The sequence below is a fragment of the Vibrio jasicida 090810c genome (assembly GCF_002887615.1).
GTDB classification, from domain to species: domain Bacteria; phylum Pseudomonadota; class Gammaproteobacteria; order Enterobacterales; family Vibrionaceae; genus Vibrio; species Vibrio jasicida.
The window spans coordinates 37,064-50,383 of record NZ_CP025793.1; the positions used below are offsets into that span (position 1 = coordinate 37,064).

The window sequence follows — 13,320 nt, forward strand, 5'->3', positions numbered from 1 at the left end:
GCGAAACCGAGAGCTGGGGGTATTATATACTCCTAGCTCTTTTTCTATCAGGGAAGCAACCATGTACCAAGATATCCTGACTTTCTGGTTTGAAGAACTGGAACCAAAAGACTGGTTTGTGAGTAATGCCGACGTCGATAAACAAATCGAAACACGCTTTCTCACCACCTTAGAACAAGCCGCTCAATCTGAATTGTTTGACTGGCGAGACACAGCGCAAGGCCGTCTGGCGGAGATCATCGTGCTCGACCAATTCTCTCGCAACGTTTACCGCAATACGCCAAAAGCTTTTGCTCAAGATGCCCTCGCACTTGCTTTGGCACAAGAGGCAATTCGTCTAGGCTTAGACCAAGAATTGACCGACGTTGAACGCAGCTTTTTGTACATGCCATTTATGCACAGTGAATCTAAGCGGATTCATGAAGAGGCAGAGAAGCTGTTCAAAGCACTAGGGCGAGAATCGAACTACGAGTTCGAACTAAAGCATAAAGTGATCATCGACCGCTTTGGTCGCTACCCACACCGTAATGCGATTTTAGGCCGTGATAACACCGCAGAAGAAGTGGAATTCTTACAACAACCGGGTTCCAGTTTTTAAACACAGCTAGCACAAGACTGAAGTTCGATTATCAATTTATATTTGATAATAAATCAATCATTGTGCTGTTTATCATTTAGTGATTCGCGACTAATCTTTACCTCGTCAACACGATACATCACGATCAACAGAGGATTTCCATCATGGCTAAATTGACTATCGTCGCTAACATCATCGCCAAAGCAGACCAAGTAGAATTGGTAAAAGCCGAGCTACTTAAACTGATTGATGTCACTCGTGCCGAAGAAGGTTGCATCAACTACGACCTTCACCAAGATAACGAAAACCCAGCGCATTTTACTTTCTACGAAAACTGGGAATCACGCGAATTATGGCGCACACACATGGACAACGAGCACCTAGCGCAATACATGAAAGCAACTGAAGGCGCGGTAGACACCTTCACTCTAAACGAGATGTCGCACATCGCTTAACGCCTTGTAAAACACAGCACGCACTAGAAAGCCAGCAACCATCACCTTGCTGGCTTTTTGTTATTCTCTCGCTTGTTCTCTCTTCCTTCCCCTCCGTTCGATTCAAAGCAAGCTTATGAAAACATGAGCAAGATCTGATTATCTCCCCACTAACACTGGCAAGATTTAAAGCTACTCACCCTCTGCTGTATCAAAAGGTTTTGTATGAAGTTAGACGCCGTATTGTGGGATTACGATGGCACCCTAGTAAATTCTATTCCGAAAAATATCGACATCACCAAAGCGATATTGTCCGTTGTAGCACCGCACCTGACCGGGGATAACTTACCGAAATACCTACGCAGTGAAATGGATTATCATCATGCCAATCACGCAGCGAAAAACTGGCAAGAACTGTACGTAAACTACTATGGTCTATCCCATGATGAAATGCTCGTCGCGGGCACCATGTGGGCAGAGCACCAAGAGCAAAACCAAACACCAGTGAATCTGTTCAGTGGCATTGTCGATGTGGTTAATGCGTTCGAACACCTGCCACACGGAGTCTGCTCTCAGAACTCGCAATCCAACATTCGTAACGTACTCAGCGCAAACCAAATCAATGCACTGTTTAAAGCCGTCGTGGGCTACGATGATGTGTCTAACGGGCATCAAAAACCGGACCCTTTTGGTGGCATTAAATGCATCGAGACCATCTTTGGACACTCCGATAAACAACTGCTGATGTACATTGGTGACCACGAGGCAGACACGCAGTTTGCACGTAATATCGAGCATCACTTAGGTGGCAGCTGCAAAGTGATCGCCGTAGCAGCGGCGTACAGCGGCGCTCAACCAGAGCACTGGAACGCCCAGCCAGATTATGTGGCGCATCAAGTGGACGACTTAATCGACATCATTGGTAAGTACGCTTAGCCCCTCTCTATCAACGCGAAACTAAAGCGCTTTAAATACACAGCAAGACACAAAGCCTTTTGCTCTCTTTAGGCTTTGTGTATCGTACTTGCCTTACACCGCTAATTTAGCGCGTAGACGATTTTAAATGACCCACTCCAATACTAAGGTAACGCAATGATCACATGGCCTTGTTTGCTCAAACTCGATGGCGACGACGAACTGGTGTATTTGGCTTCGCCAGAGCAGTTAAACGCCGAGTGCCAAGCCTTAATTTGGGGTCAGGATGACATTGTGATTGATACACAAGGTCACTGCTTTGCGTTAAAAACGGGTCGCAATAACACGGTGGAATTGGGTCTATTGCCACAAACCTTGAACGTGCAGCAAGTGACAGAGCTGATTCAAAAACACGAGTTTGCTCAAGCACAGCGCTGCATCATCAAAATCCATTTCACTTCCGTCCAACAAGCGATTGAGGCCTTAGCTGATTAACAATTGCGCCTTTGCTTTCGTACAACAAAAAATCGCTCCAATAACCGTTGTCAGCATCTAGAACCGTGCGTATACTCCGCGCCGGTTAGATAGGTTCCCGACTCAAATAGTTAGGAATCGAACCAGCTTTCAATCGGCTGCAAAATGGAAACTTGCCCCACGGAACAGGGCCCAGCGTAACTGTCAGCGTTTACGGGCTTTGAATTCGACTTCGGGTAAAGACAACATTTTGCACTCTCCGCAATGTTGCCTCTGCACGCGTGCGCCTAATTCTTAGCTCGCTCATTAACAGATACATAAGCAAGGTAACATAATGCAAATCATCTTCAGCTTGGCCGGCGTATTGGCCTTGTTGGCGTGTGCTTACGCACTTTCTGATAGTCGTCGCGACATCAACTGGCGCACCGTAATCGGCGCATTCTCTCTTCAAGCCGGTTTTGCGGCACTGGTGCTCTACTTCCCTCTCGGGCAATCCATGTTAGGCTCCATCAGCAACGGCGTATCCGGGCTCCTCTCATTCGCAGACGAAGGCATCGGGTTTGTTTTTGGCGAACTCGCAACGGGCAATTTCATCTTCGCAATTCGCGTTCTTCCTCTGATTATCTTCCTTTCTGCCATTATTTCATTGCTCTACTACTTGGGCGTGATGCAAGCTCTTATCAAAGTCATCGGTGGTGCTATCCATCGCCTACTGGGTACTTCTCAAGTCGAATCTCTTGCTGCAACCAGCAACATCTTCCTATCCATGTGTGAAGCCTCTTTGGTGGTTCGTCCGTTCTTAGCCAACATGACTCGCTCTGAACTGTTCGCTGTAATGGTTGGTGGTATGGCGTCTGTGGCAGGTTCCGTACTAGGCGGATACGCAGCACTGGGTATTGAACTGAAATACCTTATCGCGGCGAGCTTTATGGCGGCTCCGGGTGGCTTGTTGATGGCGAAGATCTTAGTGCCAGAACGTGAAGTATCGGCACATCAAGGCGCAATTCAGCTAGAGAAAAGCGAAGATTCCAACATCGTTGATGCCTTAGCATCTGGTGCGATGAACGGCGTGAAAGTGGCAGTTGCAGTAGGTACCATGCTGATTGCTTTTGTCAGCGTCATCGCGATGGTCAACGCAGGTTTTGAAACCGTGGGCAACTGGTTTGGTTACGAAGACGTTACGCTGCAATTGATCTTTGGCTACCTGTTCGCTCCACTGGCGTTTTTTGCTGGTATCCCGATGAATGAAATCCTAACCGCTGGCTCACTGATCGGTCAGAAAACGATTCTGAATGAGTTCGTGGCCTTCCTTGATTTCGTCAACGTGAAAGAAACCCTTTCAGCACATAGCCAAATCATCATCACTTTCGCACTGTGTGGTTTTGCTAACATCGGCTCTATCGCGATTCAGCTGGGTTCAATTAACGCGATGGCACCAGAGCGACGCCAAGAAGTGGCAAAACTTGGCTTCCGTGCCGTGATTGCTGCGACCCTTGCCAACATGATGAGTGCAGCGCTGGCAGGCTTGTTTATCGCCCTGTAATCCCCCTCTCATTCCAATTGAAGCCCACCATCGCGTGGGCTAATTATATGGTCCGCCTCACTCTCAAGCCCTACGCTTAGAGTAGGCTCTCAGAACGAGGTGAAACATATGTCTACCATTCACATCTTAGGTATCGATTTAGGCAAGCACTGCTTTCATGCGGTTGGCAACAATCACACTGGCAAAGACGTTATTCGCCGTAAGTTTAGTCGAAGCCAACTACTCCGTTTCTTATCTGTACTTGAACCTACCATCATCGCTTTTGAAGCCTGTGGTGGTGCTCACTGGCTTGCGAGAAAGTGTGAAGCCTATGGGCATCGAGTTCGACTTATCCCGCCTCAATATGTAAAACCTTACGTCAAAGGTAATAAGAACGACTTTATTGATGCGGCTGCGATAGCAGAAGCAGCGAGTCGACCAAGCATGAGATTTGTCTCTGCCAAGTCAGAGGAAGCTCAGGTAATCGCAGCTATCCATCGAGTGAGGGATGGTTATATCAAAGAACGAACGGCTTGTATGAGCCGAATTGGAGCAATACTACTTGAGTTTGGGCTGAGTTTTCCTAAAGGCCATGCCAAGATGAAAGCGCTATTTCAGTGGTTGGCCGAGCAAGATATAAAGTTACCACCGAGTCTGGTCGCTGAGTTGCTCTCGATTCATGAGCACTATAAATACCTAAATGAGCAAGTATCTACTCAAGATAGAAAACTGAAAGCGATTACTGAAAATAATGAAAATGCCGAACTTTTGAAGAGTATTCCTGGTATTGGTGATTTAACAGCAACGTTGTGTGTGGCCAATATCAGTTCTCCTTCAAACTTTGGTGGAGGTCGCGAGATGGCAGCATGGCTAGGGCTCGTTCCAAGGCAGTATTCAACGGGTGGCAAATCAAAGTTATTAGGCATGAGTAAACGAGGGAACAAACACCTTCGCGCTCTATTTATACATGGAGCGAGGTCCGTGCTATCTAGGATAGAAACAACAGGAAAAGTGTTTGGAGATTGGTTAGTCAATTTACGAGCAACAAAGCCGTTTAATGTAGTGGTAGTCGCACTTGCCAATAAGCTAGCAAGAATAGCTTGGGCGGTGTTGTACCACCGCCAAGCTTTTAAGGCTGTATAGCCATAACCAAGTTTGCAACGCCAATGAACGTGATGACAAAAACGGTCTATCGGCCAGATTAGTAACCTGATACAAAAAATAGCACCTAGTTGCTTTGGGGCTTTTAAGGATAATCTGGCGCGGATATCATCGTGGAGCTGGGAAGCTAGTGCTCCCAACAAGGACTCCGAATACATTAGCGCAAACCAACTCCGTTATTACTAAATTGTAGTTGCAATAACGGGGCGGACCATACATTTTTTGTATGACTCACCGAATACAGAACTTAAAATTCCGGGTTTATCCCATTATTCCTGAGCGTATTTTTGCTAGCCTGTTGGTGAGTGCAATTGGGATAAGGGGATGTGATGAACAAGGTCGTATTGGTATTTGGTGGATTGGGGAACGCTAAATCGTCTGTGGTTGGTTTATATGAGAACCTTCTGCACACCTTAAGCTCTCGCTTTGATGTCGTCGCCATTGACCCTGCAGTTCAACATCCCAATTCCTGTGCATCGCAGTTCCAATTCCCTTACTCCGCTCGCTACGCCGATCTTGATGCGTTTTTACATGCTCACTCACACACTGATGTTGCTGCGACCTTCATCCTAACACCAGTTGGCACACACCTCTCCATCATTGAACAAGTGAGTAGTGCACTCGACATTCAAAACCTGTTGTTTGTGGTTGAGAAACCGTCTTTTTCCTTGGCTGAAATCGACAGAGGATTTAACCAAATCATCCCAGAGCTTAAACGTCGCGGAGCGCAATTTTACTTTATTGATACTGCTTTGGTTTCTCCTTCGTTGGAAGCGCTCTTTGCTGATTCATCTGTCGCACTACCTGACTCAGCCCCGCGCAAGATCATCGCGATTGCGGGCGACAACCCTATCGACAGTCATGAAGCTATCCAAGACTTCCGTTTTGAAAACCGAATTGCGTTACTCAACGCGAGAAAGCTACTTAACTTAGCCACCAGCGGCGGCGGAGGTTATGGCTTTGATATGGGCATCCACGCGATTGCTGGGCTAGTTCGCTACCTGCATAAATTCGGCATAGAAGACTCACAGATTGAACTTAAACAAGTCCGTGCCGAACGTATTGACGAATCGCAATTGGAGTACACACAAGGCGCTGAAACTCATCTCTATGTCGAAGGCGAACTCACATCGACCGAGGGCAATATTGAAGTAGTGATTGAGGCAGGAAAAGCCTGTGATACCTGGGACAGAAGGTTGGAGCTGCACTATCCAGAGCGCGTCATTGCAATTGGTTTTGGTACACTCAAGCATCCGCCGTATCTGTGGGAGAGAAGCCCAAATGGCATCAAAAGCACCACATTTGATGTCTCTGGCTCAGGTTATGCGATGCACTTTAACGACATTCTCTACGCGCTTGGTTTTGACGCGGAGCCTTTACTCTCACAACAAGAAAGCGAAGCCTTGATGTCGCACTCCATGAACTTGCTGCGCAGCGTATTTGACACCATCGGCGATACCCATCAAGTTCGCGAACAAAACATTGCCGAGGTTGATGCACACACACCCAAATACCTATCAGAAGCAGAGCTAGAGATTCGGGCAGAGCTTAGCCAATACCTCAACAGTTTGATTGTTTAAGTGGGCAACGAGTCAGTATTTCTGGCTCAATTCAGTTAAGTGATATAGTTTCTATTCATACCCTTCAATTTGTAAGTTGAATGATAGGAATATCATGATAAATCTATCCCACTTAATCAAAAATGATATGAACCTGCTTATTTGTCTGTACGTCTTACTGCAAGAACGCAGCGTGAGCAGAACCGCAGAGAAACTATTCTTATCTCAATCGGCCGTCAGTAAACAGCTTACTAAATTGCGCCAAGAGTTTGATGACCCTTTATTCGAGCGAGAATCCAAAGGTTTATTGCCGACCCCAAAAGCGCTGGCATTAGAAAGCAAGCTGCAACAAATCCTGATGCAAATTGATCAGCTTCGTGAACCAGAAGAGTTTGACCCAGAACGCTCGACTCGCGTTTTCAGTATCGACCTTATCGAAACCGCCTACTCCACGATTTACCCGCGTTTTCTGCCTCAAGCGTTGTCTAGTGCGCCAAAGATAACCATCAAAAGTGCAGATTGGAGTAACAGCAGCATTACTCGATTACAGAGAAGAGAGATCGATTTTGGTGTCGGTATCTTTGAGTTTGATGATCGTTCGAAAACCCATGTCGATACCATCCCTGACACTCTAAATTACGCAGAACTGATGCGTGACACCTCGGCGTGCATCTTGCGAAAAGGACACCCAGCATTAGAGGAAGAATGGAATCTCGACGCATTCTTGAAGTACCGCCATATCCAAGTCATCACTGGCGGTGTGTCTAGCTGGCTATTACATGAGGTGCTCGACATACAACGCCTGCGCATCGACAACGCCGTCAACATGTCTGATATTTCCAGCGCGGTGAAACTGTGTGAGAAGAGCGACTTGATACTGACTTATCCTTACAAAAGCATCCGCGAGTTCGAAGGTAAATCAGACATTGTGATCAAACCGCTCCCAATAAAAATGGAACCTGGCGGGTTCTTTCTACTTTGGAACAAGCAACTCGACAATGACCCAAGCCACAAATGGCTAAGAGAGCTCATCGTCAGTCAGTCTTATGCCTAACTGAAAATAAAACGAGTGATGCCTAAGAAATAATGATAATAAAAAATTATTATCTTCAAAATTATTGATAATTTCATATAATCAGAATTTCTCCATATACTCACCTCCATCGAAACGAAACACGAATTAAACATCACAGTTTTTTGGAGCAGAATTATGAAAATGAATCACGTAGGCATCATGGTTGGCGATATGGACAAAGCAGTAGAGTTCTACACTAAGGCGCTTGGTCTTCGCATCGTAATGAACAACACAAAAGTTATCGAAGAGCGCGAATCAGCAATCGGTCGTATGTGTATCGCTGTATTCGGTGAGGGCTTCAAAGGCTTCAACATCGCTCACCTAGTGACATCTGACGGCATCGGTGTTGAGCTGTTCGAAATGGTTGACCGTGAAGAGCGTCATAACGTTGACTTTTCTCGTCTAGGTATCTTCCATTTCTGTCTACAACTACCAAAAGAGCAGTTTGCTTCAGCAATCGAGCGTGTAGAAGAATTCGGCGGTAAAGTACGTATGGATATCATGCGCTACCACCCAGAAGACGAGCTAAAGCAAGCACAAATGGTTTACCTAGAAGACCCGTTTGGCAACCTATTTGAGTTCTACTCACACTCTTACGAAGACACTTACGCGTCTGATTACGAATAATTGAATGCTTAAGAACCAGAAAGGGTTGGCCTAGTGCCAACCCTTTTTTGTTTATTAAACTCATTTCTTATGATCTTAATCGACATACAGAACGGCAGCCCGTTATATTATTATTGTTTTTTAGCTATTAAATATAAACAGAGGCTTAATCGTGGAATTCTTATACTTGCCACATTTCTTAATTGGCTCAATTGCAGCTCTATTCATTGTAATACTCCTTTTGATAAAGAGAGGCAGCAACGCCAAAAATCAACTTAGACTGACTCAATCTGAGCTTTCTCAAGCTAACTCTATAATTGATAACTATCGCCAAACGACTTCCGAACAAAAGAAAACCATTGAAAACAACACAATCCAGATCACCGAGGCAACCGAACGTCTTGATGAGTACAAGATAAGATTCTCGAAAATTTTTGATACTGAGGCTGAATGTCACAATATAAAAAATGCTCTGGAAATTGCTAAAGAGGAAATCGAAGCTCGAGCGAGAAAGACTCTTGAAAACTTAGAGTCTAAAAAGAATCAAACCGTTGAGGAGCAGCGATTAACTGAATTAAAAATAAATGAGTTACGTACTGACTACAAAAGCAAAAAGCTAACCTATGATGCTTTGAGCAGGCAGATTGCTATTTTTAGAGACGATATTGAACTAATAGAACTTGGCTTCTATGAACCAAAATTTGACTTCGATGCCTCAGAGAAATTCAAAGAAGAAATCAAAAAGTGCAAAGACCGACAAAAAGCTTTGATGAGAGAAAAATCATCTAGCGGTGCTATTTTTTGCTATAGAGAATGGACCGTCGACGGTTCACGTTCTGAAGGCAAGAAGATGACGGATAAGAGCATTCGACTTAGTGCTAGAGCCTTTAACAACGAATGTGAAGCAGCAATTGCTAACTGTACATGGAAGAACGTCGTCAAAATGCAAGAGCGTATTAGAAAGGCTTTTACTGCAATCAACCAGCTTAACGAGCCGAATGCCATTTCCATCACAGACAAGTACTTAAAAGAAAAGCTCAAAGAACTTCAACTGACCTATGAATATCGCGAGAAAAAACAACAAGAGAAAGTTGAACAAGCAGAGATAAAGGCACAAATGCGAGAAGAGGCTAAGGTTGAAGCCGAAATTAAAAAAGCTGAAGCAGAAGCCATAAAGGAAGAAAAACGCTTCCAAAAAGCTCTCGACACCGCGAGAAAAGAACTAGAGCAAGCCAGTGACGAACTAAAGCTAGAGCTTGAACAACAGATAGCAGAACTACAAGCCAACCTGAAGGAAGCAGAGCTCAAGCACCAACGTGCTCAATCAATGGCAGAGCAGACAAAACAAGGGCATGTTTACGTTATTTCAAATATCGGCTCTTTTGGCGAAGATATATATAAAATCGGTATGACACGTCGACTTGAACCAATGGATCGCGTCAAAGAACTCGGGGATGCTTCTGTACCATTCACGTTTGATGTACACGCAATGATTCATACTGATGATGCTCCGACATTAGAGAGGAAGCTACATGAAGTCTTCGATTCTCGCCGATTAAACATGATTAACAGACGAAAAGAGTTCTTCAATGCCACACTAAACGAAATACAGGAAGCTGCGCAATCCTTCTCAAACCATGAGATAGAGTTCGTGAAGACTGCCGTTGCTCAAGAGTATTATGAAACTCAAGCAATGAAGAAGCAGGAACAAGTGAAGGAGCACGGTGCTTCAGAAGAAGCAGAACGCGCAAACAACTTACCAAGTTTCGCCGATGCTATTTAAGTAAGCACTCTATAACATCAACCCCATCTAACCTTTCCTTGGTCTCAGCTTCGGCGATCAAAATACATCGAGAGCAAAGGGGAGGAACTGTCGGAGCGTGTTAAAACGAGATTCTTGATGTAGCCTAGGCTCGTCGAAATGACACCAAAGGACAGCCCTCCCCCTTGGACAAGAAATGCAAATGCTGAGCAAACCATGTCAATACAAGGGGGAGTTGGAGGGGGTTGCTAGTGAGAAACACATAACCCCAAGAGACTACATCAGAAAAATCCCAAGATAAGTGATAGCAACAACGCCAAGTAAAAACTCAGAAAATGGCTCTCTAACGATTGGCAATTGAATGAAACGGCTCAATCGATTCGATATTGCGAATTCACTTCCTCCCCAATCTAAACTCTTTAAGTTGAAACACAGGCTGAGGAAAAGAAGGTGACTGGCTGTCGCGATGCGGGCGTGGAAGAAATCCTCAGCACCAATTGCAATAACAAAAGACGCAATGTGGCAGATAGCCAACGTCAGTTTTGGCAACACAGAACGATATTCGACAAGCAGTAATTGCGTCAGCCACAAACCGTAAATCACTTTTAATTGCCAAGGAACAGGCTCTCCAAATAAAACGATCCTCCCCTCTCCTTGCAGTGTGGTTTGTATCCCTGAATGTACCCAGTAGGCGATCGCTGCAGCCAGTACCATCGATATAAACATCGACAAATAAGCCCGCTTTTTAAACTGCACCAATAAAAACCCCGCGGACTGGAGAACGAAAAATACGACCAAACCCTTATCAACATGTTCGATGCTGACCCATTTACTCGCCGCTAAAAAACACAACACGTTAAAACCAGTTTCTAAACAGAGGATTCGCTTTATTTCTCCTGAATTTTCGACCGGTTGCGTTAACGGCCAGAACACCACAGGTAACAGCACTGTCAATGCTAACGCGAGCCAAATCGAACTTTGCACTAGTAGATAAAAACCACTGCTGTACACCAAACACAGCAACAGAAAGAGCCCCGATGACAAGGGTGAATAAATTCGGGACTTCATTGGCACATCTCATGTTCAGAGTCTGCATACTCGGCTAAATCCGCCGAGCATAAATTAGCGGTTTCTATACATCGCTCCAACGTAACCGGTACTCGCCAAGTTTGGCGGGGATCAGATAAATACTCACCGCTTAAAAAGACGTTAGAAAAGTTTTTCACTGTTGTTGTGAGCGTATTCTGAGTGGTAGGTTGAGTGAGGGCGTGTTGCAAAACCCACTGTCGAGGCTGCCCACGCTCATTGATAAAAACATCACCATGAAAGTACTCTGAGTACAAAGTGTCTAGCTCTTGAGGTGTGACTATTTTTGCCCCAAGGCCAACTCTAAATCCTTTGTAAGCCGAATGTTCGAGTAGATCCAGTTGCCCAAAAAGCTGAAACAATAATTCATCTTTTACTTGCTCTTCAGTACAAGACAGCATTGGCTTTTGATACAAAAGCCCAAGTGCATCATCAAGCTTAGTCGCGGTTACCGATAAGCACGTCACCTCACCTCGAGATGTGTTTCTGGTGGTGACGTGATAGCTCAATCCCCAGGGAGAATCGAGGACTAAGCCAACCGTTCTATTTTTGAGTTCAGCAGGGATACGAGAAAAATAAAACTGAAAACCGTGGCTCAAGACGTAATCATAACTTAATGCTGAACTGGTTTCTGAAAGTAAAGAGTGAGTAACATGGGCCGGAAGCGCAAAGACATAATAATCGGCGAGAACGGTACAGTCATTGTGTAGTCGCACACCATCCACTCGGGTCCGTGCTTTGTTGGGATAGATGGCCTTCGCTTTGTAGCCTAAGTGAAACTGAACACCCTGCTTTTGGAGATGGTGAGTCAACGGGTTAATAAGCGCGTCACTAATGGGTTTGCGCATTCCCAAGCTGTAGGCGTCTGGTGCCAAAGTATGCAACTCGCCTTCTTTATTGTTGAGTAAATCCAAAATCGCCAATGCTGGCGTATCATCAGTCGCTCCAATCCAACCTAGCAAGACTGAACGAAGGAAAGCGGCAAGGTGTGGCCTTGAGTCGTAGCAGAAGAAATCTCTAACGGAAACACCGAGTAATTCCTCTGTAGAATACGTTTGCTGCAATCGTTGCTTAAACCAAAACGTATCCGTTAGAGGAACTTGAGCATAATGCATTGAATAGGCGGACTTTGCGTCATCCCACAGTTTTTCTAAACGCGTAAAATAACCACGCTGAAACTGTATGGTTTTGCTACTTTGTGCCCAAGAAAATTGCACGATATTCTGAGGGTAAAGCGAGTCTAAACAAGAGCCAGCCCCTGAAGGAATTTCTTTAAGAAAATTAATGAGGTTGTGGTTTTTTGCGAAGAACTGCCGATGAGTAAGTTCATGAACCCTCCCCCCTTCATCTACCGTTCCGATACACTTTCCTCCGGTGTATAGCTCCTTGTCGTAAACAGAAACCTCAAAACCTCGTTTTATGCAGTTATGAGCCACAGTTAAGCCAGAAATTCCAGCACCGAAAATCGCCACTTTGGGACGCGAAAAGCCCGTGCAAGCACAGGCCTTCTCCCCCCTTTTATTCGAAGAGTAAAAAGTCATGTTCTCTCCTCGAACTATCGATGAAAGTTGACATGATTCGCGATCTCTAATCGATATAGATCGTGGTTCGGAAGTTGATTCAACACCGTACTGATGTCGAGCTCAAATGGACTATTCGCCAGTGAACGACACATAATCAGATCGTCGCCCACAATCATCACTTTAGGTGTCGCACCTTCCCACACAAGCTGGGCTGAGAGGTTTAAGTCACTGATATTAATCCCACAGTCGTAAGTGCGAGAACGCAAAACACCATTTTCTACTTCGTACCCACCAACCAACACAATGGGATTCTGCACAGTAGGAAAGACAATCGCGTCATTTCCTCCAGCAGCTTGCTCGGTTGGGAAAGTAATCGCGTCTTCAGCGTGAACAAAAGAAGCAGCAAGAAGGGTCACGAAGCCAAGAACGTTTTTCATTATAATTTCTCCATTTTTATATTTATAGCGGGAATGTTCCCAAACGAGAATGTATATCAACTCCGCACTTACGACCATTGGCTTAAGGATTTTAATTTTGTAAGAAATACGCCATAGTCCAAAAATGCTAAATAAAAGATAAACTTAATAATTATCAGCACCTTGAATAAACAAAATTAATACTAAACA

13 protein-coding genes are annotated in these 13,320 nt (G+C 44.9%); 10 read left to right on the forward strand and 3 right to left on the reverse strand.

Going from position 1 to position 13,320, the window contains the following annotated elements:
* Window positions 1-61: 61 nt before the first annotated feature.
* From C1S73_RS17720 to C1S73_RS17765, 10 genes are all read left to right on the forward strand, one after another.
* Entirely contained in the window at window positions 62-598 is a 537-nt protein-coding gene (locus C1S73_RS17720) for a DUF924 family protein (RefSeq protein ID WP_038868156.1), read from the forward strand.
* 143 nt (window positions 599-741) lie between these two features.
* Window positions 742-1,032, forward strand: coding sequence for a putative quinol monooxygenase (locus tag C1S73_RS17725; protein ID WP_005435368.1), 291 nt, complete (start codon window positions 742-744; stop codon window positions 1,030-1,032).
* 204 nt (window positions 1,033-1,236) lie between these two features.
* Complete coding sequence (locus C1S73_RS17730) at window positions 1,237-1,947, forward strand: HAD family hydrolase (protein WP_038868154.1); 711 nt, start codon at window positions 1,237-1,239, stop codon at window positions 1,945-1,947.
* A 156-nt stretch (window positions 1,948-2,103) separates the two neighbouring features.
* Complete coding sequence (locus C1S73_RS17735; protein ID WP_038868152.1) at window positions 2,104-2,421, forward strand: DUF4144 family protein; 318 nt, start codon at window positions 2,104-2,106, stop codon at window positions 2,419-2,421.
* Between the two features lie 313 nt (window positions 2,422-2,734).
* Entirely contained in the window at window positions 2,735-3,943 is a 1,209-nt protein-coding gene (locus tag C1S73_RS17740) for a NupC/NupG family nucleoside CNT transporter (protein ID WP_038868149.1), read from the forward strand.
* A gap of 108 nt (window positions 3,944-4,051) precedes the next feature.
* On the forward strand, window positions 4,052-5,065 hold the full coding sequence (locus tag C1S73_RS17745) for an IS110 family RNA-guided transposase (RefSeq protein ID WP_102778931.1): 1,014 nt from the start codon (window positions 4,052-4,054) through the stop codon (window positions 5,063-5,065).
* 347 nt (window positions 5,066-5,412) lie between these two features.
* Complete coding sequence (locus tag C1S73_RS17750; protein WP_038869677.1) at window positions 5,413-6,663, forward strand: hypothetical protein; 1,251 nt, start codon at window positions 5,413-5,415, stop codon at window positions 6,661-6,663.
* Between the two features lie 94 nt (window positions 6,664-6,757).
* Window positions 6,758-7,696, forward strand: a complete 939-nt coding sequence (locus C1S73_RS17755) for a LysR family transcriptional regulator (RefSeq protein ID WP_038869679.1) — start codon at window positions 6,758-6,760, stop codon at window positions 7,694-7,696.
* Window positions 7,697-7,852: 156 nt separating this feature from the next.
* Complete coding sequence (locus C1S73_RS17760; RefSeq protein ID WP_038869680.1) at window positions 7,853-8,344, forward strand: VOC family protein; 492 nt, start codon at window positions 7,853-7,855, stop codon at window positions 8,342-8,344.
* A 151-nt stretch (window positions 8,345-8,495) separates the two neighbouring features.
* Window positions 8,496-10,106, forward strand: coding sequence for an SNIPE associated domain-containing protein (locus C1S73_RS17765; protein ID WP_227740548.1), 1,611 nt, complete (start codon window positions 8,496-8,498; stop codon window positions 10,104-10,106).
* Between the two features lie 255 nt (window positions 10,107-10,361).
* Here C1S73_RS17765 and C1S73_RS17770 read toward each other — a convergent pair whose 3' ends face one another.
* From C1S73_RS17770 to C1S73_RS17780, 3 genes are read right to left on the reverse strand one after another with little or no spacing between them, the layout of a single operon-like run.
* On the reverse strand, window positions 10,362-11,153 hold the full coding sequence (locus tag C1S73_RS17770; protein ID WP_038869682.1) for a hypothetical protein: 792 nt from the start codon (window positions 11,151-11,153) through the stop codon (window positions 10,362-10,364).
* A complete protein-coding gene (locus tag C1S73_RS17775) occupies window positions 11,150-12,712 on the reverse strand; it encodes an NAD(P)-binding protein (RefSeq protein ID WP_038869684.1) in 1,563 nt (520 codons plus the stop codon). The genes C1S73_RS17770 and C1S73_RS17775 overlap by 4 nt, the downstream gene beginning before the upstream one ends.
* A gap of 14 nt (window positions 12,713-12,726) precedes the next feature.
* Window positions 12,727-13,131 carry a hypothetical protein gene (locus tag C1S73_RS17780; protein ID WP_038869686.1) on the reverse strand — a complete coding sequence of 135 codons (405 nt, stop codon included), beginning with the start codon at window positions 13,129-13,131 and terminating at the stop codon, window positions 12,727-12,729.
* Window positions 13,132-13,320: the final 189 nt, after the last annotated feature.

Coding starts and splice junctions, on each gene's coding strand:
- C1S73_RS17720 (WP_038868156.1), top strand. CDS start 62: ATGTACCAAGATATCCTGACTTTCTGGTTTGAAGAACTGGAACCAAAA.
- C1S73_RS17725 (WP_005435368.1), top strand. CDS start 742: ATGGCTAAATTGACTATCGTCGCTAACATCATCGCCAAAGCAGACCAA.
- C1S73_RS17730 (WP_038868154.1), top strand. CDS start 1,237: ATGAAGTTAGACGCCGTATTGTGGGATTACGATGGCACCCTAGTAAAT.
- C1S73_RS17735 (WP_038868152.1), top strand. CDS start 2,104: ATGATCACATGGCCTTGTTTGCTCAAACTCGATGGCGACGACGAACTG.
- C1S73_RS17740 (WP_038868149.1), top strand. CDS start 2,735: ATGCAAATCATCTTCAGCTTGGCCGGCGTATTGGCCTTGTTGGCGTGT.
- C1S73_RS17745 (WP_102778931.1), top strand. CDS start 4,052: ATGTCTACCATTCACATCTTAGGTATCGATTTAGGCAAGCACTGCTTT.
- C1S73_RS17750 (WP_038869677.1), top strand. CDS start 5,413: ATGAACAAGGTCGTATTGGTATTTGGTGGATTGGGGAACGCTAAATCG.
- C1S73_RS17755 (WP_038869679.1), top strand. CDS start 6,758: ATGATAAATCTATCCCACTTAATCAAAAATGATATGAACCTGCTTATT.
- C1S73_RS17760 (WP_038869680.1), top strand. CDS start 7,853: ATGAAAATGAATCACGTAGGCATCATGGTTGGCGATATGGACAAAGCA.
- C1S73_RS17770 (WP_038869682.1), bottom strand. CDS start 11,153: ATGAAGTCCCGAATTTATTCACCCTTGTCATCGGGGCTCTTTCTGTTG.
- C1S73_RS17775 (WP_038869684.1), bottom strand. CDS start 12,712: ATGACTTTTTACTCTTCGAATAAAAGGGGGGAGAAGGCCTGTGCTTGC.
- C1S73_RS17780 (WP_038869686.1), bottom strand. CDS start 13,131: ATGAAAAACGTTCTTGGCTTCGTGACCCTTCTTGCTGCTTCTTTTGTT.